Consider the following 22,771-nt stretch of genomic DNA (forward strand, 5'->3'; position numbering starts at 1 on the left):
GTTAGCGTAGTTTCTCGCGCGCCGCCTCGATCCGCCGCACGGCCTGATCGGTATCGTGGGGCGGCTCGAGGAAGCGGCGCAGGTTGTCGTAGGTAGGCGCCACCAGGCCGGCCCTGGCGTCGCGGTCGAAGAAATAGGTGTGGCCGGCCGCCCGGCGCCAGGCGGCGGCCGTGGCCGCGCCCAGCAGCACGGCCGGTGACGTGGCTCCTGCCTGCGGCGCCAGGGTCTGGTCTGCCTCGGCGATGCGGCGCAGTGCGTCGCCTTCGGCCAGGAACGCCAGGAAGCGGTTGCGCGCCTTGGGATGGCGGCCGCGCGCCGGCAGTACCAGCACATCGAGCGGCGCTTCCTCGTAGACTGGCTGGACGGGGCGCATCACGGGGAACGGGAAGAATCCCATGTCGGGCGCGATGACGTTGGGAAAGCGGGCCGCGATGAAACTGCCGGCCACCATCATGCCCACGCGGTTGCGGTACATATAGGGCAGCACCCGTTCATGCTCCTGGTCGATGGTAGGGGCAAAGAAGTAATCGCGGCGCAGCAGGGCGCCCCAGGTATCGAATACCTGCCTGACCCGGGCATCGGTAAAGGCGATGTCGCCGCGCAGCAGCTTGCGATGAAACGCCGCGCCGTTCAGGCGCAGGTTCAGGTAGTCGAACCAGGCGGCAGCCGGCCAGGCGCTGCGTGCGCCCAGGCCCAGCGGCGTCACGCCCGCCGCTTGCAGGCGCGCGCACACTTGCAGGAATTCGTCCCAGGTGGCTGGCGCTTGCAGGCATAGTTGCCGGAACAGCGACTTGCGGTAAATAAAACCCCACACGTAGTAATACAGCGGAAAGCCGTACACCTGGCCTTCGATGCGGGTGCCATCGAGCGTGCCGGGCAAAAACTTTTTGCTTGCCAGGAGCGCCAGCATGCCGGCGTCGAGCGGCACCAGCAGCTTGTGGCCGGCGGCGTCGCGCAGGCGCTCGCCCGCGTACCAGAATGCCAGGTCAGCATGGCCCTCCCTGAGCCGGGCGCTGAAATCGCGCTTGTACTGCTCTTGCGGGAAGCCGTTGTTGATGACTTCGATGTCGGGATTGGCGGTGGCAAACTGGTCGATGATGGTGAGCCAGGCGCTGCGCTGGGGACTGTTGGAAATGACATAGTCGATCACCAGTTGCTCAGCGGCGCATGGCGGGCAGAGCACCAAAAACACGGCCCATAACCATCCCCTGGCATGTCGGCGGCGCGGACGCATGAATATGCTGGGCATCGATGTCATTGCAGTGACCGGTTTGGACGCAGTTGGCAGGATACGCTGATACTGTCTCAGAGCCATTTTAATTGTGCAAGTTTTAAATGTATGTGGACGTCTGATGGCAATGGACGACATGGCTGCTTGCCCCAATCCTACTTGCCACTACGCGTCCGTCCTACGCAAACCGGCCTCGGGCAGGCGCACAATCTCCCTGCATGTGAGAGATCATCTACAAGGAGTACCGACATGAACCTGACCACACCAACCACCATCGGCGAACTGCGCCGCCTGATTGCCGAAGCGGATGACCTTGCTGGCGCGCACGTATTGTGGATCGATACCGGCGGCGAGGTACACCTGTCGGCCAATGGCGGCAACCATGACGACAGCGCCGTGCGGCTGCGGTTTGCACCGTTCCAGGCCGGCGCCGGCATGGTCGGTCCGATGGCCGCGCACGACGACCGCCTGATCGGCAAGATGTATTTCAGTATCTTGCACCACTGGCTGCACGCCGGCGACGCGCCACCGGGACCGCTGGACGCTCAGCTCGACGATTTCGAGCGCGAGGGCGGCTGGAATGTGTCTGGCAAAACCGGCGCACATGTGATGAACATGGCGCCACGCCACGGCGCATTCGGTGCCAGGTGCCACTAATGCTGTTTCTCGGCTGCTTCTCAGCTGTTTCTTGCCGGAAGGCCATTCCGGCGGGGAGCGGGAGCTGATCGCGACTGCACCGATACAGGCGCTACCGCGTTGTAGCGCCAGTGCGCCATCCCAGTTGCAAGCACAGCAATCCAACCGCGACAAACGCGGTGTCGAAGCTGACAAACAGTGCGCTCGAAGGCAGGCCAGGCAGACTCGCATCAAGCAAAGGCAGCGCCACCCACAGCATTGCCCCCAGCCACCATAGCCCGCGCCAGGCCGCCGCGCCGCCGCGCCACCCCGAATACACGGCTGTGGCGCCCCAGCACAGGAAAAAACCGTGCACCTCCCACTGCTCGCGGTTGGCCAACCCGAGCGGCAACAGCCTATTGCTTAACAGGAAAACGGCCACTGCCACCGGTAACCCCGCCACGCATGCCGCATTGCCGGCCTGCGTAAAGCGCAGCCATGCCAGTGAAGTCGTGGCCTTGCTGCGCCGCTTGACCGTCCACAGCACCAGCCCGGTCGCTACCATCGCCGCCCCCAGCATGCTGCTGCCGAAGTACAGCCAGCGCAACGCCGGATCGGCATAACGCCCCAGGTGCAAGCCGTAGGCCGCGCCCCAGGCGGTGAGCGCCGGCCCGCTGTGTGCGCGCTCGTCGAGCAAGGCGCCGCTCGCGCCATCGAACAGCACATACGCCGGCGCGACCGAGATCCGGCCGCCATCGCCGCGCACGATCGCCACGCGCGACGCCGCATCGCCGGGATGAGTCATGATCACGCGGCCGATGCTGCCGTCGCCCCAGCGCGCAGTGGCCTGCGCCATCAATGGTGCAAGGGGAGCGGGCGGCACCATCACGCCAGTGCGTTTCGGCGTTTCGAATCGCGCCTGCATCGCCTGCGCCATCGCCGGCCGCGCCTGCTGCTGGCCGAATGCCGCCACCGCGCCCCACGGCATATAGGTCAGCATCAGCGTCACCAGACCGGTATACACGATCATCAGGTAAAACGGCAAGCCCAGCACCGAGCTGATGTTGTGGGCGTCAAGCCACGAGCGCTGGCCCTTGCCGGGGCGGAAGGTGAAAAAATCGCTGAAGATGCGCCGGTGCACGATCACGCCGCTGATCAGCACCACCAGCGCCATCATCGCGCACAGGCCGACGATCCAGCGCCCGAGCGTGCCGGGCAGGTAGTGCAGGGAAAAATGGAAGTAATAAAAGAATTCGCCGCCGTGCGTTGCGCGTGGATGGAGCACGGCGCCGTCGGCCGCGGACAGCAGCGCCCGTTTACGGTGGTCACCGCTTTCCCACGAGGCGTCGATCACGTTGTGGCGCGGGCCGGGCAGGTCGATCTGCCAGCGGTCGGCGCCGGCCGCCAGTTGCGACAGCGTGGCCAGCGCGCGCTGCGCTGCCGCCGCCTGGTCGAGCACGGTTGGGCGCGCCGGCAGTTCCGGCCGCAGCCACTGGGTCAGCTCTTCGCGGAAGTAGCTGATGCCGCCGGTAACGAAAATCGCGTACAGCAGCCAGCCGGCCAGCACGCCGGCCCACGCGTGCAGGCCGGCCATGTGCTGGCGCAGGCCGGGCGCCCTGGTTTCCATCAGAAGCGGTAGCTGGCGCTCACGTTGACGGTACGCTCGGCGCTGCGGTAGCAGAAGGTGCCGTCGCAATCGAGCAGTACCTGCTTGTCGAGCACATTGTTGAAGTTGAGCGCATAGCGCCATGACTTTTTCTCGAGCCCGAACGCCAGGTCCAGCATGCCGAACGACGGATTGGTCAGATTGACGTTGCCGTAGTCGAGCGACGAGCGCGCCTTGCCGTAGTAGCGCAGGCCCAGGCCGGCATTGGCCAGCCAGGTATCGTTCAGCTTGTGCTGGTACCGCGTCCATACCGAGGCGCTGTGCTTGACCGCGCCTTGCTGCGGCAGGCCGCGGTCGCCGTTGTTGCTCTCGGTGATGTCGGTATCCAGGTAGGTGTACTGTGCCACCACGCTCAGGTTGCGCGCCAGGTCGGCGCGCGCTTCCAGTTCCAGCCCGCGCGAGCGCACTTCGCCGCTTTGCACCAGCGCATCCGGGTCTTGCGCGGCGGCGGTGGTAACGTTCTTGCGCACCAGGTTGAACACCGACGCCGTGTAGCTGACATTGCCCTGGTCCGGCTGGTAGCGCAGGCCTGCTTCCAGCTGGCGGCCGGTCGAAGGCTTGAGCAGATTGTTGTTGATGTCGCGGCCGATCTCGGGCGAGAACGAGGTTGACCAGCTGACGTACGGCGCCCAGCCCGACGGCATCAGGTACACCGCGCCCACGCGGCCGGTGGTCTTGCTGGCCGACTGGTCGTAGGTCTGGCTGGCCGTGCCTGCCCGTGGCAGTTCCCGGGTGTTCGAGTTGTCGGCGCGGTCGCGGCGCAGGCCGGCCGTCACCACCCACTGGTCCCATTTCACCTGGTCCTGCACATACAGGCCGACCTGCTTGAGCGGGTAGCGTTCGTTGCGCGGGTTGGCTGAGGCCACCGGCGCCTGGCGGTCGCCATAGACCGGGTTGTACAGGTCCATGGCCGGCATGGGCGAGATCGCGTACGGGAAGCGGTCGACGGTCTTGTTGTCGGCGTAATCGACCCCGACGAGCACATTATGCGCGAGGGCGCCGGTGCGGAAGGCTGCCTGCGCGCGCGTATCGGCCTGCAGGCCGCGCCAGTGCGAGCTGCGCGGGTAGAACAGGCGCGTCATGGTGCCGTTGGCTTGCAGCACGCGCGGGAAGACGTTGGTTTCGTGGCGATCCAGCTTGGTGTAGCGCACATTCTGCTGCACGCTCCAGATGTCGTTGAAGCGATGCTCGAATTCGTAGCCGAGTGCGACATTCTCGCGCTTCCAGCGGTTGTCGCGCCCGCCCAGGTTGACGCTGGGCGCGGCCTGGCCGCGTGGCCCCGGATTTTGCAGCTGGTTGGGCCAGGCATAAGCCTGGTCGTCTTTCTGGTACTGGCCCAGCAAGGTCAGGCGCGTGTTGGCGTCCGGCTGCCAGGTCAGTGCCGGGGCGAAGAACACGCGGTCGTCGCGGTCGAGGTCGAGGCGGGTGCCCGCTTCGCGCGCCAGCATGGTCACGCGCCAGAGCCAGGCGCCCTGATCGTCGATGGCGCCGCCCAGGTCGGCCTTGACCTGCTTGCGGTCGTAGGTGCCGTATTCGATGCCCATCTCGCGCATCGCGCTGGCCGACGGCTGCTTGGACACGGCGTTGATCATGCCGCCCGGCGGCGACTGGCCGTACAGCACCGAGGCCGGGCCGCGCAGTACTTCCAGGCGTTCCAGGCCATATGGTTCGATCGGTGCGGCGTAGGCGCGGCCCGAGGTCAGCAGGCCGTCGCGAAAGATGCCGGCCGTGCCCAGCTCGAAGCCGCGCAACATCGAAAATTCATCGACCGCCCATGGCTTCATGTTCGGCGTCACGCCGGCGGTGTAGCGCAGCGCCTCGTCCAGCGTTTCCACCTTGCGGTCGGCCAGTTCGTCGGCCGTCACCACCGATACCGATTGCGGATTGTCGATCAGGCGGCTGTCGGTCTTGGTGGCGGTGGCGCTGCGGCGGGCCACGTAGCCGTCCACGTGGCCGAGAGCGGTTTCGCGCTCGCCGCTGACGGTCACGGCCGGCAGCGATGGCAACGGTGCGGCTGCCGGCACGCCGGTACGAATGGCCGCCTGCGGCGCCGCGCCCTGGCGCACGATATAGCGGCCGGCGCCTTGCGGTACTGCTTCCAGGCCGCTGCCGGCCAGCAGGCGGGTCAACGCGTCGTGCGGCGCCAGCGTTGCTTGCACGCCAGGGCTGGTCTTGTCGCCGGTGAGGGCGCCGTCGGCCGCCACGTACACGCCCGATTCCACCGAGAAGCGGGCGATCACGGCGTTCAGCGGGCCGGCGGGAATGTTGTAGGTGCGCGGAACCGCATCGGCAGCGCAGGCCAGGGTGGCGGTGGTGGCGGCCAGCAGGCCGAGCAGGGGACGGGGAGCGAAATAAGTCATGCGTGCTTTCGGAAAAGGAGGATATCGGTCTTCACAGAGCTTTCCGAACCACGCGGCAAAAAGGGAACCGAATTTCTGAAAATATTTATGCAGGGGCGACCGTCACCCACCACGGCAGCGTGAATTTCACCCGCACCGGCAGCGCCGCTTCCAGCATGGCCAGCGCCTGGCCGGTATCGCGCAGCGGGAAGGCGCCCACCACGCGCAAGCCGGCGATCGCCGGGTCGCAGCCCAGGTGACCGGGCCGGTAGCGCGACAGCTCCGCCAGGAACTGCGCCAGCGGCATGTCCTCGGCGATCAGCATGCCCTGGGTCCAGGCCTGGCGTGCCGGTTCCAGCGCGTCGGCGGCGGCGATGGCGTGCCGGGTAAAACGGGTTTGTTCGCCGGCAGCGATCACCCGCGCCGGCGCGTCGAACGGGGTGATCTCGACCCGGCCCTGGCTCACGCCCAGCTCGGTATTGCCGTGGTACTGGCGCACTGCGAAACGCGTGCCCAGTGCGCGCATGGCGCCCTGGCGGCTGTGCACGATGAAGGGGCGCGCCGGATGCGTGGTATCGGCATGGGTTTCTACCAGGATCACCCCCCGGTGCAGCACCAGCAGGCGCTGGCTGTCGTCGTATCGCTCGTCGAGCACGGTATCGGTATCGAGCCACAGCCGGGTGCCGTCGGCCAGCACCACCTGGCGGCTTTCACCGGTGCCGGTGCGGTGGGCGGCGCCCAGGCCGGCTACCAGCGTTTGCACGCTGTCCTGGCGCGCCACCTGCCAGCCCGCGCCCACCGTTACCGCTGCCAGCGCCATCGCCTTGAGCAGTTTGCGGCGCTGGCGCACCTGGCTGGCCGCATGCAGGGCGGCGCTGGCCGCTTGCGGCGCTTCGCGGGCGATGGCAACGCCGTCGCTGATCGCTTCCACCCGGGCCCAGGCCTGGCGATGGCCGGCATCGGCCGCCAGCCAGTCCTGCCAGCGCCGGCGCTCGTCGTCTTCGACGCGGCCGGAACGGAACACGGCAAACCATTCGGCGGCCTGTTCCAGCGTGGCGTACGGTATCTCCTGCTCGTGGCGTTGCATGGCCATCGATCAGGCCAGCGCGGCGCGGAAGGCGGCGCCCGCCGACAGGCAGTGCAGCATCGCCTGCGCCATGTATTTTTTGACCATGCGCTCGGACACGCCCAGCTGCGTGCCGATCTCGGCGTAGGTCAGCTCGTGCAATTGCGCCAGCAGGAAGGCCTGGCGCGGTTTGTCGGCCAGGCTGGCCAGGATGCGATCGACCTCGATCAGCGTTTCCACGACGATGGCCTGGTGCTCGGCCGACGGCTGCGTGGCTTCGGGACGTTCCAGCATGGCCGCCATCCACACCCGTTCGATTTCGGCGCGGCGCCAGTGGTCCACCACCAGGCCCTGGGCAATGGTGGTGAGATAGGCGCGTGGATGTTGCCCGGCATCGAGTTCGCGCGGCCGCACGACCAGGCGCAAGAACGTGTCCTGCGCCAGGTCTTGCGCGGTAAACAGGCACCCGAGCCTGTTGCGCAGCCACGCCTGCAACCAGTCGTGGTGCTCGGCGTACAGCGTATGCAATTGTGGCTGCCCGGGAGAAGATGCCGTCATGCGTCGTCACCATGGTTGAGAATAATTCTCATTATAGATTCATTCGTGGCGGCGCCACAAGCTTTGCGGGGTGGCGACTGCCCGCCGATCAGTTCGCTGCCATCGATCCGCGCGAGCATCCATGCCCGCACTGGGTTACTGCCGGGCGACGCCGCTGCGCGCCGAGGCGACGAGCACGAGGGGGCGACTCGAAGCAGGGGTGCAACAACAGTTATCTTAAGTTAAACTGCTGCACCGACTTTCGATCCTTGTGCTCCCTGATTCCATGCTTCCTCGTTCCCGGCGTACCTGGCCCCTGCGGCACCTGTTGATCATGCTCACCGCGATCGGACTGCTGCCGCTGGCGCTGCTGGGGGCGTGGAGCATCCACAGCGCCAGCGAATACCAGCAGCGTGAACAAAAACGCCTGATGCTGGACCTGGCGCGGGCCTTGTCCAGCGCCGCTGATGCCGAGCTCGACAGCGCGGTGGCCATCCTCACCGGGCTGGGCCGGGCGCCGGAATTGCAGGATGGCGACCTGCGCGCCTTTCACGGCGTGGCCAGCATCCTGGTCAAGGCGCAGCCGGAATGGCTGGGGGTGATCCTGAGCGACCAGGCCGGCAAACCGCTGTTGCGTACCATGGCCGATTACGGCGCGCCGCCGGCGCCCGTCGCCGATCCCGACAGCCTGCGCGAAGCGCTTACCACGCGTCAGCCGGTGGTGGGCCGCATCGCCCGCGGCCAGCGCGGCCAGCCGGCGTTTCCGGTGCGGGTGCCGGTGATCACCGCGTCCGGCAAACTGTATATATTGACTGCCGTGATCCGGCCCGACCGCATGGTGCGCCTGCTCGACCGCCAGCAGGCGCTGGGCGGCGCCGTGACGGCGATCCGCGACAGCAGCCAGGCGGTGGTGGCGCGCTCGCGCAACCAGGATGGCAGCGTGGGCGGTCCGCCCAGCGATTCCCTGATCGAACTGATGGCGCAGCACGGCGCCGAAGGCGTGGGCTCCGCCCGCACCACCGAGGGCCGCGACATGGTCACCGCCTATACCACCTTGTCGCACTTTAACTGGCTCGCGGTCGTCGGCCGCCCCGCCGAGCAACTGACCACCGCCTCGATGCAGGGATTGGGCATGTACGGCGCCGGCATCGCCGTGTCGCTGCTGGTGGCCATGGTGCTGGCGTCGCTGCTGGCGGCGCGGCTGGTCGATACCATCCGCGCCTTGCAGCAGAACGCCGCTGCGCTCGGGTCGGGCGCTGCGCTCACGCCGTCGCCTTCGTCGATTACCGAGGTCGAACAGATCAGTCGCGCGTTGGCGCTGGCCGACGCCCAGCGCAATACCCGCGAGCATGAGCGCAAGCTGCTGCTCGATTCGCTCAACCAGGCTCTCACCAGCCACCAGGCGGCGCTGGCCGATGCGCGCCAGGCCGGGCGCGCCAAGGATGAATTCCTGGCCGTGCTGGGCCACGAGCTGCGCAATCCCTTGAGTCCCATCGTCACCTCGCTCGATTTGCTCGACCTGCGCAACGACACGGCCAGCCGGCGCGAACGCGGCGTGATGCGGCGCCAGGTCAACCATCTGCGGCGCCTGGTGGACGACCTGCTCGACGTCTCGCGCATCATCTCCGGCAAGCTGCAAATCGAGGTCCGTCCGCTCAACCTGACCGACGTGGTGCGGCACGCGGTGGCGGCTGTGGCCGACCAGCCGGTGTCGTCCAGCCTGCCGCAGGCGGTGTGGGTGCAGGGCGACGACAGCCGCCTGACCCAGGTACTGAACAACCTGCTGTCGAACGCCGCGCGCTTCGGCAGCACCGCCACGCACGTCACCCTGACCGCCGACGCGGCCGAGGGTGTTGCCCGGCTGGTGGTCAGCGACGACGGCATCGGCATGAATACCGAGCTGCTGGCCCGCGTGTTCGAACCGTTCCAGCAGGCGCCGCAATCGCTGGCGCGCCGCACCGGCGGCCTCGGCCTCGGCCTGGCGATCGTGCGCAAGATCGTGGAACTGCACGGCGGCCAGGTCACGGCCAGCAGCGCCGGCCTGGGCGAGGGCAGCCGCTTCGAGGTGGTGTTGCCGCTGGCGGCGGCGCCCGAAGCCGTGGCGCCGGGCGGCGCCGGTGCGGCGCAGGCGGCACTGCACGTGCTGCTGGTGGACGATAACGTCGATGCGGCCAACGCCGGCGCCGAACTGCTGACCCTGATGGGCCACACGGTGCGCACGGCCCACAGCGGTGCGGCAGCGCTGGCGGCCGTGCGCGAGCACATGCCGCAGGTGGCCATCCTCGATATCGGCCTGCCCGACATGGATGGCTACGCGCTGGCCGGGGCGATTCGGGCCGAAGCCGGCGGCAGGGCGGTGCGGCTGGTGGCGCTGACCGGTTACGGCCAGAAAGAAGACGTGGAACGCGCGTATGCGGCCAGTTTCGACCTGCACCTGACCAAGCCGGCGTCGCTCGAGGATTTGCAGTTGGCGACAGCGACCGTGTAGCAGAGCAGACCTACGGTTGCCGTGGCGCGGCCGATCCCGGTGCTTGCGCCGTGGCTGGTGCGGGTTGGGTGTAGATGGTGATTGGTGCACCAGGTGCCGGCGGTACTTTCGGTGTGGCGTTGTTGAGCACGAAGGTGATGATGGTGATACCGGCCACGCCGAGGCCGATGCCCATGCCGACGATCCAGCGGATGGTTTCGTTGGCGCTGCGGTGGACTTCGGCCCGCAACTCCGCCAGGTCGGCCTTGGTGGCCATATCTTCAAGGCGCGCCTCGATCCGCGCCAGCCGTTCGCCGGTAACGGCAGCAAATTCCTCCAGGTTGACCACGCGATGTTCGATGTCCATCCAGCCATCGTAGAACGCAGGCTTGCGATCGTCAAGCAACCTCGAGCCTGCAAAACACGCGCCGTATCAAACGCTTACTGCGCCGTCACCTGCACCGGTTCCTGCGGGAACGAGGTGGCGCCATGGCCCAGGTAGAAGCTCGGGTTCGGCGGCTGGTTGTAGCCGGCGTTCTGGCCCGCCACCTGGCTGCGGTACTGCGGGTTGTGCATCAGCGTGGTGATGCGGGTAGCGGTCGGAATCGTGGTGCTGAACACCAGCAGCGCGGTATTGCTGCTGTTGCGCACCACGATTTCCTCGCGCCAGTCGCCGAACAGGTCGGCGGTCAGCACCGGCGTGGCCTTGGTGCCGTTGTTGGTGGCGCCGCCATAGGCGCCCAGGTCGAGCAGGTTGTTCATGCTGGACGTGGCCGGATTCCACTTCTGCACGATGGTGCTGCCCAGCGGTTCGCGCAGCAGATCGCCGTCCCACCAGACGCCGAAGTTCATCGAACTGGGCGCGCTGGTGCTCAACTGGGTGCCGGTGACCGTGCGCAGGCCGCCCCGGCTGGCCCAGCATTCGGCGCCGGCGTGATTCGGGTCGATGTCGAAGCACACGCCGCGACCGACGTCGGTATTCGAGCCGCTGGCGCCCCAGATCAGCGCGCCGGTGGCGGCGTCGTGCAGGCCGGAACCGCTGGCGCCATAGCTGCTCGGGCTTTCGTGGACCATGTAGATTTGCTGGCCGCTGCGGTTCGGGTCGAATTTGCCGAAGTGCAGGGCGTCGCCGTGACCGAGGCCGGTGGTGTACAGCAGCTGGCCGTTGCTGCCGATGGTGGCCGCGCCATACACGATGTCGTCCTTGCCGTCGCCATCGGCGTCGCCAGTGGCGAACCAGTGCGCACCCTGGCCGCGCGCCGCGCTGCCGGCCACGTCGGTATCAAACACCCAGCGGCTGGTCAGGTTGCCGTTGCGCCAGTCCCACGCTGCGATCACGGCGCGCGTGTAGTAGCCGCGCGAAAACACCGCGCTCGGGCGGGCGCCGTCGAGGTTGGCCGCGCCGCCGAGGAAACGGTCCACCCGGTTGCCGTAATTGTCGCCCCAGCTCGACACCGTGCCGCGCGCCGGCAGGTAGTTGACGGTTTTCATGGCAGCGCCGGTCTGGCCGTTGAACACGGTGAGGAATTCCGGCCCGGTCAGGATGTAGCCGGCGCTGGAGCGGTAGTCGGCGGTGGCCGAACCGATGGTCGTGCCCTGGCCATCGACGGTGCCGTCGGCCGTTTTCGCCATCACCTCGGCCTTGCCGTCGCCGTCGAAATCGTAGGCCAGGAAGGTGGTGTAGTGGGCGCCGGCGCGGATGTTCTTGCCCAGGTTGATGCGCCACAGCAGGGTGCCGTCGAGTTTATACGCGTCCAGGTAGGTGTTGCCGGTGTAGCCGGACTGCGAATTGTCCTTGGCATTGGTCGGCTGCCACTTGACGACGATTTCATACGTGCCGTCGCCATCGAGGTCGGCGGGCGCGCCGTCGTTGAGCTCATACGTGTAGGCCACGCCGTCGGGTGTGGTGCCGCCGGCCGGCGCCTGCACCGGGATCGATTTGTAGGGCTGGCTCCAGGTGGCGCCGGCGCTGAACTGCGAGCTGGCCTGTTCCACGCCGCCCACTACCGCACGCACCGCGTACTGGTTGCCGGCGTTGCCGGCGCTGTCGCTGTAATTGAGCGCGTTCAACGGCGTGGCAGTGATCTTGATGCCGTCGCGATAGACATTAAAGGTGGTGCCAGCGGCGTCGGTGGACAGCTGGCGCCAGCTGACGAACACGCCGTTGCCCGACGTAACGGCCACGGCGCCGCGATTGAGTCGTTCGATCTGCTTGTTCGCTGCCGTGGCCGTGCCGGCCGCAAGCGTGGCGATCAGGATGGATACCGCTGAGGCGATGCGTAAATTCATGGGTTGTCTCCATTGGCTATGGTTATGGGCCCGTCGCGCGGGCCTGCCTACGTTACCTCAGTAAAAATGCAAGTCACCGCCGCAAACCCGGCAGCAGCGTAATAGTCAACTTGTCGAGCAATGTTGTTGTTTTCGGTAGCGCAACCATGAAAACCGTTGTGACCGGCTGGGGGTTGCGTTACATTGCGGAAATGAAAAGGCGCGGCTTGACGATGGCGGTTTCCCTGGCGTGGAGCGTCGCTTCCGTGCTGCCGGTGCTGGCGGCACTGGCCGCGCCAACCGCCGTGGCCGAGGTCGGGCCACAGCACCCGCTTGATGGCAATGCCGGTGCCGGCGTAACCTCTGCCGTGAACGCCAACGCCAACGCCAACGCCAACGCGAGAACGAACGCCAACGCTAATGCCAGCGCCAGCGCTAATGCAGGTGCCAAAGTCAGCGCCAACGCCGCCGTCAGTATCAACGTCGCCGCCGGCGCCGCCGCAATTGCCGTGCCAGAACTGGCGCGCCAGCTTGGCGTGCGGGTACTGGCCAGTGGTGACGACCTGGCCGGCGTGTCCACGCCAGCGTTGCTGGGCGCCTACCGCCCTAGCCAGGCGCCTCAGGCACTGGCGGCGCTGCTGGCCGGTACCGGCCTGGTCGTGCGCAGCCAGGGCGGCAGCCTGCTGATCGAGCGTCCGGCCAGCCACCAACCGTCAACCGCATCCGAACCCGCACCGGTGATCGTGGAAGTGGCCGGCGTGCGCGCCGCCCAGCAAACGTCGATCGACCGCAAGAAGCACGCCGCCACCGCGCTCGATGCGGTGGTGGCCGAAGATGTCGGCACTTTCCCCGACCGTAACGCCGCCGAGGCCATTTCGCGCATCGCCGGCGTCACGCTCGAGCGCGGTGACTATGGCGAAGGCACCACTGTCAACGTGCGCGGCAGCCAGGCCGGCTACACCCGGGTGGAAATCGACGGCGTCGGCGTGCAGACCGGCGGCGGCTCCGACCTCAACGGCGGCGGCGGCGGGCGGGGTGTCGATTTGCGCGAGCTCTCCACCGACCTGATCAAGAGTATCGACATGGTCAAGGGCGCCACCGCCGACATGACCGAAGGCTCGCTGGGCGGCAGCATCGTGATCCGCACCCGCAACGGCCTCGATTTCGAGCGCCGCCACGTGTCGCTGCGCCTGGCCGGCCAGCAAAACTCGATCAACGGCAAGACCACGCCCAACGTGAATTTTGTATTTGCGGACAAGTTCCTCGACCAGCGCCTGGGCGTGATCGTCAACCTCGGCGGCGCCCGCGCGCGTAACGAAAATCACACAATGTCGGTGTCGAACCGCGACCTCGGCATGAGCCGGCTGATCGACTTCGACCAGTCGCCGGAGAAAACCTTCAGCTTCCAGCCCGCCACCGTTTCCACCACCGATCCGGCAGCCACCGCGCCGTTGCAGCGCTGGGCGCGCGCCGGTGGCGGCACGGTCGATTCGCTCAGTCCTCTGGAAATCGTCACCCGCGCCGCCAACGCTGCCAGCAAGGATGACTGCCGCGCCGCCTTTCCCGCCTATACCGCCACCGAGCTGGCGATGTTCGGCTCGGCCAGCGCCCGGGCAGGCGCGCAGAACCAGCGCGGCAACGAACTGCTCAGCTGCCTGAACCAGTGGAACGACTACACGCCGCAAAACCTGCGCTACCAGGTGCGGCGCCAGCACGAGCGGCGCTGGTCGGGCGATATCCGGCTCGACTTCAAGGTCAGCCAGGCGTTGTCGGTGTACGCCCGGGTCACCCGCACCACGCGCCACATCGACGACGACCAGCTGTTCTTCTCGGCCGGCGGCATCAATATCAATGGCGCCGGCCGCTACACCGATACGCCCGCCAGCGATGGCGTCATCCGCGTACCGGGTTCCGGCAGCGGCAGCTACTGGTATGCCACGCCCGCCAATGGCGGCGTTGCCGATGGCCGGTGGCTGGGCTTGACGGACGGCACGGTGGCCAATATCGTGCACGGTTCGGTGGCGGTGGACGCCAGCCACCACGTCACCGCCTACACCTTGAGCAACCCCAGCATCAATAACGACCAGATCTACGACCGCATCGAGAGCCGTTCGCGCTACAACGAGGCCGGCGGCGCCTGGCGCTCGGGCCGCTTCCAGGCCGATTTCCTGGCGGGCCTGGTCAAGGCCGAGACGGCGCGCCTGCAATGGCGCACCAATCTCGCCTTTGCCGGCGGCCCCACCCGGGTCGCGCTGGACCCGGACGGCTGGTGGCTGGCGGCGTTGCCGGCGGACGTGGCCGCCATGCAGCTGGACCCCAACCGCTACGGCGCGGTGCAGTCCTCCGCCCCCGGCCTGCCGGCGATCTCCACAGCCACCCAGCTGACCCAGGCCAACCCGCGCCTGATGGCGCGGCGCGAGGCCACGGCCCGGCTCGACATGCGCTACGCCACCGCCGCGTGGGTGCCCTGGCTGTCACGGGTCAAATTCGGCGCCAGCCGGCGCGACTATCGCACCTCGGTGTGGAATGGCCAGGGTTACACGGTGCGCTCGGCCGCAGGGGACGAACCGGCCGTGGTGGTGCCGCGCGCTGCGCTCAACAGCAGTTTCCAGGCGTGCGAAAACACGCCCGCGTCGCTGGCGCCCGGCGGTACGCCGTGCCGCTATGGCACCACCTTCAGCAGTACGCCCGGGAACGTGCTCAGCAGCCTGATCGTCATGCCGCAGGCAACGTACCGCGACATCGTGGGCCAGGCGCTGCTGGCCAACCCGGTGGGGTTCTTCAACAGCCTGCCCGACCGGCCGGCCGCGCTGCTGACGGGCTGGAGCGAAATCGATGTGCGCCGCGTGATCGCCGCCAGCGGCGTGCAGAACTTCAACCTCGATTGCGTGCGCACCTGTCGCGGCAGCGATGGCCGCGTGTACGAGCAGCCGCGCACCGGCGTGCGCGAACGCATCGACGCGGCCTATGTCAGCGCCGATTTCGCGGTTGACGATATGCCGCTGGGCGGCACCCTGGACGGCAACCTGGGCTGGCGCGTGGTGCGTACTGGCGTGGCCGCCACCGGCCTGATGACCTTGCAGTCGGTTGGCGCCGGCGCCACCAGTGCCGTCACGCGCAATACTGCGTTGAAGAACCGCGTTACTGACGTCATGCCCATGCTCAACCTGGCCTGGTGGGTGGCGCCAGACCTGGTGCTGCGTTTTGGCCGCGCCAAGGCCATTGCCCGGCCGCCGGTGGAATACCTGTACAGCAACGGCGTGACCTGCACCAGCGCTGCCGGAACCGGCACCGGAACCGGCACCGGGATCGGGACCGCAACTGACCTGCAATGCAGCGGCACCATGGGCAACCCCGGCCTGCGCCCATTGACCAACCGTAACGACAACCTGGCCGCCGAGTGGTACCCGAACCGCGATACGGTGCTGTCGCTGGCGGCGTTTCGCCAGCGCGGCCGGGTGGGCGCGCCGATGCGGGTGGCGGTGGCCGGCGCGCTGCCGTTCGCCGGCGCCGGCGTGCAGGACCCCGCCAGCGGCGCCGACCTCGGCGATGCACGCTATGCGTTTGCCACCTATGTCAACGGACCGGCGATTACCCGCCACGGCGTGGAAGTGGCCGTAAAAACCGCGTTCACCGGCCTGTCCTGGCTGCTGCGTCACACCGGTATCGACGCCAACTACGCGCGCCAGCGGTCAAGCAGCGTCGATGGCGCCTTCCGCGACCTGGTCACCGGGGTTGCGCTGGCGCCGGCGGGCGAGATGCGCTACACCTGGAATACCTCGCTATGGTACGACGACGGCCGCTGGCGTGCGCGGGTGGCGTGGCAGAGCGCGGCCGGCTATTTCCGCGGCCCGGCCACGCTGGCCAACAACTATCCGGCCGTGGGCATCACCGGCACCACCTCGTTGCCGCTCAACCCGGGCTCGGCCACCTTCCGCGACGCCAGCCGTTTTATCGACGCCAAGGTGTCGTACCGCCTGCACCCGGGCCTGGAAGTGTTTGTCGAAGGCCGCAACCTGGGCCGGCGCACGGTAAGCAATTCGCAAACCGCGGTGCAGCCCCTGGCGGACGGCACCCCGAACCTGCTCGACCGTGCGTACTACGGCGCCCAGTACATGGCAGGCATCAACCTCAAGTACTAGCTCACATTGTTACTTGTTGCTGAAGTTGACCCCCACCGTAATGCGCCGCCCCGCATACGCATAGTTCTGCAGGTTGGGCGTGCCGTCCGCGTACGGCGCCGAGCCGATGCTGTCGGTCTGGGTGTTGTTGCCCAGGTTGCGACCCTCGATGAAGACCTCCACGCCCGGGCTGAAGCGGTACGACAGCTTGCCGTCTATAAAGCTGCGGCGGTCGCGCCAGTTCGGCGAGCCGGGGTTCCACGCCAGGCTGCTGCTGTTGCTGAAGTTATACATCGGGTAGGTGTTCAAGCCGGTGCCGCTGTCGCCGCACGGCGCGATGCAGCGGAACTGCTCGCTCACGGTCTGCACTGCCACCCGCGCCTGGAACTTGCCGTCGTCATACCACAGCGTGTAGTTGAACGAGTAGCGCGAAGCGCCGGCCGGCGGCAGCGCGTTGCCGGTCAGCGGATCGAGGTAAGGCCGCACGATGGCCGACTTCTGGCGCGTGAAATTGGCGTCGAAGCCGGTGTAGCGCAGGTGCCACGGCAACGACGTAAATGCCGTCTTCATGCTGAACTCGTATCCCTTGCGGGTGGAGACGGGGCCGTTGCGGTACGTGTTGTAGTTGAACAGCAGGTCCGACAGCGGCTTGCCGGTGGCCGGATTGACCTCCGAGGTGCCGGCAAACACCGGCACGTCGAACACGCCCACCGTTTCGTTGGGACCGATGCGGCCTTCCTGGCGGTAGGTGGCGGCAGTGAACATGGTGTCGCGGTTCGGGTACCACTCCACGCTCAGGTTCTGGTTGAAGTTGCTCTGGCCGCGCAGGTCGGGGTTGCCCACCGTGGTGCAGGCCATGTTTTCCTCGTCGTCCTCGGCGCTGTTGTCGAGCCGGCGTTCGTCATACGTGCAGGTGCCGGCGGCAACCAGGCGCGAGGCCGGCGGCAGGGCCACGCTTTTCGCCGCGCTGTAGCGCACCACCGCCTTGTCCGGGATCACCCACAGCGCCAGGTTGTAGCTGGGCAGGAAGATGTGGTTGGAGGCGTTGAGCGTGGTGTTGCGAGTAATGCCGCTGGTGACCGTGCCGCCCGCCGCATCGGGATTGGACGGCTGGTAGTCGGCGGTTTTCAGGATGGTGCGGAACGTCATCTGGCCGGTGCCGCTCACCTTGCGCTTCACATAGCGGTAGCCGACATTGCCGTCGAGCTCCCAGCCGAAGGGCAGGGCGCGGTCGGTAAACGGAATCTTGTCGAAGGCGAAGTCGGCCATCAAATAGGCCGACTTGGTTTCCTCGCGGATGCGGGTGACCGGCTGCTCGTACACTTTGCCGTCGCTGGCGGTGCAGCGCTTGGTACAGTTGTAGTCGTAGTTGGGCAGGCCCAGCAGGTTGACCAGTTTCAGCACGTCGATCTGCTGCCAGTTATCGACCACGTTGTCGGGCCGGCCGCTGGCGCCGTTGAACAGCTTGGTGTCGGTGGCGCGCGCGCTGAGGATTTGCGACAGGTAGTTCTGGAAGTCCGGCATCGTCATCACGTACGTGCTCGACAGCGACGGCGCGGTACCCGGCTGCAGGCCGAACTGGCAGGCGCTGGCCGTCCCCAGCGAGGCCGGCGTATCCTGGCAACCGCGGATGGTGCCGCGCACCTCGGTGCTGGGCATGGTCACGGCGGGGATATAGCCCGGCGTGCCGGCGGTGCCCACGGCCGGCGATACCGTGTAGCCGCCGCCGCCCCAGCCGTCGCTGCCGTTGCGGCGCAGGTTGGCGCCGCCTTTCAGGCGGCTGAAGAACGGCACCGCTTCCGGCAGCGTCCAGGTCAGGTCTGCCTTGGCGGTGCGCTCGAAGGTTTCGCGGATTTGCGGCGCCTGCCACAGGATGGTGCGGTCGCGCGTGACGATGGGCGCGCCCGGCACCGGTACGGCGGTCACTACTGGCTGCGTGTAGTTGGCCGGATTGGTCAGATCGGGCGGGGTGGCGAAATCATAGCCCCAGGTGCCGTTGGGGCCGACGCTGATGCGGGTTTCGGGCCCATACACGTAGCTGAGCGAGGTGCGCAGGTTGGACCGGTTGAAGTCCGAGCGGGCGTCGCCCACCAGGAATTCTGACAGCAGGCCACCCCGGCGCAGCTTGCCGCCCAGTTGCAGGTAGCGCGTGCTGGTCTGCATCAGGTTGCGGATCTGGTCGGTGCCCACGCTGCTGTTGGTGGTGGTAAAACTGGTCAGGTGGTGGTTCTTGTCCACCACGGCGGTGGCCGGGTTGAAATTGACCACCGCGCCCTGGACCGGCGCAACACCGTTTGCACCGCTGTAACTGCCCGGCAGCGTGTACCAGCCCGATCCGGGCACGGCGGTGCGCACGCCGTTCGCATCGGTGTATGCAGGCAGACCGTTCTGTTGGGTGCCGTTAGCGCCGAACTGGCCCAGCGAATACGTGAGGAAGTTGTCATCGACGGTGCGCTTGCTGTAGGCGCCCTTGGCGTACACCGTGAAATCGCGGTCGATCTGGAAGTCGGCGCGCAGGTCGATATTCTTGCGCTCATCGATCTGGCGCTTGACGAACGAGCGCAGCAATTGCGGCGTGTAGTCGTTCCACTGGTTCAGGCAGGTGAGCAGCTCGCCGCTGCGCTGGTTGACGGCGTTGGTGCGGTTGGCGGCGCTGAGCGCGGCCAGCGCCGGCGACGACGTGGCCAGCGCCGGGAATGCGCCGTAACAGTCCTGCTTGGTCTGCGCCGCAGCCGACTTGGTCAAGAGGTCGAGCGGCGTGGCGCCGCGGAAAATCACCTGGTTGTTGGCCGAATAGCTGTTGATCGGCAGGGTGGCGGCCGGATTGCTCAGGTCCAGCGTCGAGGGCTGGAACGTGAAGGTCTTTTCCGGCGAGTTGTCGATATCGACAAAGCGGCCATAGCCCTGGCGGCCGTTGCCCGAGGTTTGGAACTGGTGCGACTCGTTGTTGAGCCTTTGCAGCGAGGTATTGAGCAGCAGCCCGAGCCGGCCTTCCAGGAATTTGTCGGACAGGATCAGGTTGACGTCCGGCGTCCACTTTTTGTTCAGGCTGCTCTGGGTGCCCGACGTGCGCACCGACACGAACGGCTTCTTGAAGTCCAGTCCGTTGCGGGTTTCGATGCGGATGCCGCCGCCCAGCGAACCTTCGGTCATGTCGGCGGTCTGGCCCTTGATCACGTCCACGCTCTTGATCAGGTCGGCAGACAGCTGGCGGAATTCCGAACCGCGGCCGTCGCCGCCGCCATTGAGGTCGCTGCCGCCGGCCGATTGCACGGCCATGCCGTCCAGTTCCACCCGGGTCAGCTCGGGACCGTTGCCGCGCACGGCCACGCTCACGCCCTCGCCATAGTCGCCACGGTCGATGGCGATGCCGGCCATGCGCGAGATCGCCTCGCCGATATTGCGGTCGGGCAGGGAGCCGACGTCTTCGGCCACCACCGAATCGACTGCCGTGGCGGCATTTTTCTTGCGGTCGATCGACGACTGCTGCGAGCGGCGGGTGCTGACGATGACCTTGGTGACTTCGTCGTCGGTGGCGGCCGGGGCTGGGCTGGCCGGGCGGGCCGGGGCAGCGGTGTCCTGCGCCGCGGCGCCCGGCGCGGCCAGCAGCGACAGCGAAGCGAGGGCCAGCGATACGGCGTAGGTCAGGCGCTTGATGCGGATGCGGCCCTGCTGGTGCCGGCACTGGTGCTGATCGATCTCATGCATTATTGGTCTCCATTATTTTTGATGTCTCTCTGCGAGCGTGGGTTCCATCCCAGCCTCGCCATCAAGACGGTCAGCCGTATGGATTCCGCCGCCACCGCGATGAACGGTCAGCAGCGTGACCGTTTGCACGGTTATCTTTTTTTTCGCTTGCGCGGCGGATTTGGCGCGCCGGCGCGTCTTATCGTCGTATCTCCTCCTCCCGATCCCGGGATTTCGGCGCGGCTGGTCCGCGTCATTTTTTTTTTGGAGCGAAGAATAATGACAATCGAGACCATGGAGACGGGCGGCGGCGCCGTGCCCGCAATGCTGCACAGCGCACCACGCGGCCGTCCACCCGCCGCCAGCGCCATGCCGTACCTGTTGACGATGCTGGCGCTGGAGCGTTGCGGCCACCAGAGCGCCGATGCGCAGCGCCACGCCCGCGCTCACGCCGAGCGCTGCTGCCACCTGTGCCACCTGCCGTATGCGAGCGCCAACCTGGCATGCCCGTGTCCGCACTGGCTGCTGATGCCCTGGCCGGACGTGGCGGGTTTCGGCGCCGTGTTCGCGCTGTCCGGGCTGGGCGGCGTGCTGCACTATTTGCTGGAATATGCCCGGGCCGACAGCACGGGCGGGCAGCCGCGTGGCGTGGTTGCCGTCGGCCAAGGGGCGGGGCGGCAGCGCGTACTGATCAAGCTGCGCGGGCGGCGGTGGCTGTTCGAGCTGCGCGCGGACGGCCAACTGTCGCTGGAGCTGCAGTCGCGTTCACAGAGGCGGCCGCATCTGGTGGTGATGGCGACCGCCGACGATGTCGTGGTGATGGACGCGGTGGTGGCTGCCGTCGGCAACGCGTAAGCCGTAACACCAGGTAGTACCCGCCCGGGCCGACCGCAGCGGGACCTGCGCCCAGGCTGGCTCCGAATGCCGGCGGGCTGGCCGCGGCCGGCATGGAGGATACGGCTACCGTCCACCGATCCTGATCTGCTCTGCCGACACCCGCACCGGCACCTTGAGCAGCGTCTGCACGTCGTTGGCGAACTGCTCCGCCTCGTACACGCGGTACCTGCCCACCAGGGTCTTGCTGCGCAGGGTCGGGTCGGCAATTATCAGCTGGCGCCGGTTGTAGCGGTTGAATTGGGCCACGGCCCGCGCCAGCGTGTCGTTTTGCAGCACGATCATGCCTTCGCGCCAGGCCAGCTGGCGGGTGGCCGCGTCGGCCTGGCGGCGCACGGCGATGGCGCCGCCCTGTTCGGCAACGTAGGCCTGTTGACCGGCGGCGATCCGCACTGGGGCGTGGTCGGCGCCGCGCCGGACTTCGACCACGCCTTCGGTCACCACCACGTCGGCGCCGCCGGGCTGGCGCTGCACGGCAAACGCCGTTCCCACCGCCGTCACGCTCACTGCGCCGGCCGACACCACGAACGGCCGCTGGGCATCCTTGGCCACCTGGAACCAGGCTTGGCCCTTGAGCAGGCCGATGCGGCGCTGGCGCGCGTCGATGCTCACTTCGAGCCGGGTGGCGCTGTCGATACTGGCCAGCGAGCGGTCGGCCAGCGGCACCTTGCGTAATTCGCCGAGGGCGGTTTCCAGTACCAGGACCGGTGTCGGCGTTGGCGCTGCTGCCTGCAGCGGCGGCTTGGGCAGCCCGTCGCTGGCCGCCATCCGGAAGGCAATGCCAACCGCCATGGCCAGTATTGCCATGCCAGCCAGCGCGGCGACACGGGCATTGCTCCGGGGGCGAGGATCGGTTGACGTTGCTGGTACGGGTGCGGGTCCAGGCGCCAATGATGTGGTTGGCCAGCGCGTCGTAGCACCAGAATCGCCACCAGCTCCGGAAGCATCGGCAAATTTTGCTTCGTTGGCAGTGTGAGCGGGATCAGAATCCGCTGCGCCAAAGCCGTCAGCCTCTCCACCATCGATTGCATGGGCGCCATCGAAGGCGAAGGCAGCCGGCCTCACCGCTTCGGGCAACAGCGCCTGCCTGAGTGTATGGTCGAGCGCGTGCGCGCGCAGCCAGGCGCCCTGGTGGCGCGGGTTGGCTGCCAGCCAGGCGTCGAGCGCGGCCTGTTCGGCGGCCGCGAGCGGTCCCCGGGCCTGGCGCGCCAGCCATTCCAGCGCTTGATGATCGATATTAGACATATGGTTTCTTGTCCGCCGCAGCGCCTTGTCTGGTTTGTTGCAATTGTTCGGCCTGGTCCACGCCCACCCGGGCAATCATGTCCGACAGCAGTTTCAAGCCGCGCATGGTTTCTTTCTCCACCACGTTTTCCGTTACTCTTAGGCACTGCGCGGTCTCGTTCTGCGACATGCCGTAAATCCGGCGCGCGCGGAACACTTGCCGGCAGCGGTCGGGCAATTCGCCGATCAGCCCCAGCACCCACTTCAGCTCGGCCCTGGCCATGGCCACCCGTTCCGGCGACGGATCGACATCGGCGATATGCTCGATGGCGGCGGCCGGATCAATGTGCACCACGGCATCCCGGCGGGCGCGGTCGATGATCAGATTCTTGGCGATCTGCATCACGAACGCGCGCGGCTCGCGCACGTGCTCCACCGACTCCGCCTGCAATAGCCGGAAGTAGATGTCCTGCATGAGGTCATCAGCCTCGGCCGGGTTGCGGCACAGGCGGCGCAACCGCGCGCGCATCTCGGCCTCGAACGGAATCACATGGGCGCTCACCCAGGCCACCCGGTCCTGATCTATTGTTGACTGCATATATTTTTGTCTCCCCCATGGCACCAGACGAACGGGCGCAGGATTTCCGCCGAAATTC

At 67.2% G+C, this 22,771-nt stretch carries 14 protein-coding genes; 4 read left to right on the top strand and 10 right to left on the bottom strand.

Annotation, left to right across the window (positions count from 1 at the left end; genetic code table 11):
• Position 1: 1 nt before the first annotated feature.
• A complete protein-coding gene (locus SR858_RS11495) occupies positions 2 to 1,192 on the bottom strand; it encodes an ABC transporter substrate-binding protein (protein ID WP_322534566.1) in 1,191 nt (396 codons plus the stop codon).
• 288 nt (positions 1,193 to 1,480) lie between these two features.
• Here SR858_RS11495 and SR858_RS11500 point away from each other — a divergent pair, with 288 nt between their 5' ends.
• Positions 1,481 to 1,888 (top strand): hypothetical protein, encoded by a 408-nt coding sequence (locus SR858_RS11500; RefSeq protein ID WP_019920932.1) that lies wholly within the window; start codon positions 1,481 to 1,483, stop codon positions 1,886 to 1,888.
• A gap of 91 nt (positions 1,889 to 1,979) precedes the next feature.
• Here the strand turns inward: SR858_RS11500 and SR858_RS11505 are convergent, their stop codons facing one another.
• From SR858_RS11505 to SR858_RS11520, 4 genes are all read right to left on the bottom strand, one after another.
• Entirely contained in the window at positions 1,980 to 3,473 is a 1,494-nt protein-coding gene (locus SR858_RS11505; RefSeq protein WP_019920933.1) for a PepSY-associated TM helix domain-containing protein, read from the bottom strand.
• A complete protein-coding gene (locus SR858_RS11510) occupies positions 3,473 to 5,872 on the bottom strand; it encodes a TonB-dependent siderophore receptor (RefSeq protein WP_019920934.1) in 2,400 nt (799 codons plus the stop codon). The genes SR858_RS11505 and SR858_RS11510 overlap by 1 nt, the downstream gene beginning before the upstream one ends.
• Before the next feature lie 85 nt (positions 5,873 to 5,957).
• Positions 5,958 to 6,944 carry a FecR domain-containing protein gene (locus tag SR858_RS11515; protein ID WP_019920935.1) on the bottom strand — a complete coding sequence of 329 codons (987 nt, stop codon included), beginning with the start codon at positions 6,942 to 6,944 and terminating at the stop codon, positions 5,958 to 5,960.
• Positions 6,945 to 6,947: 3 nt separating this feature from the next.
• Positions 6,948 to 7,475 carry a sigma-70 family RNA polymerase sigma factor gene (locus SR858_RS11520; RefSeq protein ID WP_040377577.1) on the bottom strand — a complete coding sequence of 176 codons (528 nt, stop codon included), beginning with the start codon at positions 7,473 to 7,475 and terminating at the stop codon, positions 6,948 to 6,950.
• Positions 7,476 to 7,788: 313 nt separating this feature from the next.
• Here SR858_RS11520 and SR858_RS11525 point away from each other — a divergent pair, with 313 nt between their 5' ends.
• Positions 7,789 to 9,942, top strand: coding sequence for a hybrid sensor histidine kinase/response regulator (locus tag SR858_RS11525; RefSeq protein ID WP_322534567.1), 2,154 nt, complete (start codon positions 7,789 to 7,791; stop codon positions 9,940 to 9,942).
• Between the two features lie 10 nt (positions 9,943 to 9,952).
• Here SR858_RS11525 and SR858_RS11530 read toward each other — a convergent pair whose 3' ends face one another.
• Both SR858_RS11530 and SR858_RS11535 read right to left on the bottom strand, forming a co-directional pair.
• Positions 9,953 to 10,288, bottom strand: coding sequence for a hypothetical protein (locus SR858_RS11530; protein WP_157094825.1), 336 nt, complete (start codon positions 10,286 to 10,288; stop codon positions 9,953 to 9,955).
• A gap of 74 nt (positions 10,289 to 10,362) precedes the next feature.
• A complete protein-coding gene (locus SR858_RS11535) occupies positions 10,363 to 12,210 on the bottom strand; it encodes a rhamnogalacturonan lyase (RefSeq protein ID WP_019920939.1) in 1,848 nt (615 codons plus the stop codon).
• 146 nt (positions 12,211 to 12,356) lie between these two features.
• Between SR858_RS11535 and SR858_RS11540 the strand changes: the two genes are divergently transcribed.
• A complete protein-coding gene (locus tag SR858_RS11540; protein WP_154819803.1) occupies positions 12,357 to 16,331 on the top strand; it encodes a TonB-dependent receptor in 3,975 nt (1,324 codons plus the stop codon).
• Positions 16,332 to 16,340: 9 nt separating this feature from the next.
• Here SR858_RS11540 and SR858_RS11545 read toward each other — a convergent pair whose 3' ends face one another.
• Entirely contained in the window at positions 16,341 to 20,018 is a 3,678-nt protein-coding gene (locus SR858_RS11545; protein WP_019920941.1) for a TonB-dependent receptor, read from the bottom strand.
• Between SR858_RS11545 and SR858_RS11550 the strand changes: the two genes are divergently transcribed.
• Complete coding sequence (locus tag SR858_RS11550; RefSeq protein WP_154819804.1) at positions 19,998 to 20,852, top strand: hypothetical protein; 855 nt, start codon at positions 19,998 to 20,000, stop codon at positions 20,850 to 20,852. The two genes, SR858_RS11545 and SR858_RS11550, sit on opposite strands and share 21 nt — an antisense overlap.
• Before the next feature lie 105 nt (positions 20,853 to 20,957).
• On the opposite strand, the gene SR858_RS11555 is transcribed toward SR858_RS11550, so the two are convergent.
• A complete protein-coding gene (locus tag SR858_RS11555) occupies positions 20,958 to 22,136 on the bottom strand; it encodes a FecR family protein (protein WP_084669864.1) in 1,179 nt (392 codons plus the stop codon).
• Entirely contained in the window at positions 22,129 to 22,713 is a 585-nt protein-coding gene (locus SR858_RS11560) for an RNA polymerase sigma factor (protein ID WP_040377579.1), read from the bottom strand. Before SR858_RS11560 ends, SR858_RS11555 begins: the two co-directional genes overlap by 8 nt.
• Positions 22,714 to 22,771: the final 58 nt, after the last annotated feature.

This window comes from Duganella zoogloeoides (genome assembly GCF_034479515.1).
Taxonomy (GTDB): Bacteria; Pseudomonadota; Gammaproteobacteria; order Burkholderiales; family Burkholderiaceae_D; genus Rugamonas; species Rugamonas zoogloeoides.